Consider the following 379-nt stretch of genomic DNA (forward strand, 5'->3'; position numbering starts at 1 on the left):
GCCAGGCGCCCGCGCCAGTTGCCTTTGTCGAGGTTGCCGTCCAGGGCCAGGGCCAGCTTGAGCAACGGGCCGGCCAGGTCGAGCTGGACTTTCTGGCTTTTGATATCGCCCTGGGCGCTGGCACTGAAGGTGCCGAGCTGGGTTTCACCGGCCTGGATGCCACTGCCTTTCAGGTCGACTTTGGCGCGCTGGGCATTATCCAGGTTCGCGTCCAGGGTCAGGTTTTGCAGGCGGTTATCTTCAAACGCCAGTTGCTGGCCAACCAGGTTGAGCTTGCCTTGCGGCGCTTTCAGGGTGCCGGCGACGTCGAGGCGACCATTCATCTGCCCGCGCAGTTGCGGCCAGAGCTGGGCGAGGCGCGTCAGCTTGATGTCGATCT

1 pseudogene is annotated in these 379 nt (G+C 63.9%); it reads right to left on the minus strand.

What is annotated here, in order from left to right:
* Nucleotides 1-379: pseudogene (locus tag HX846_RS37980) on the minus strand (translocation/assembly module TamB); the annotation flags it as partial.

The organism is Pseudomonas sp. K5002 (assembly GCF_013386655.1).
Lineage (GTDB): Bacteria > Pseudomonadota > Gammaproteobacteria > Pseudomonadales > Pseudomonadaceae > Aquipseudomonas.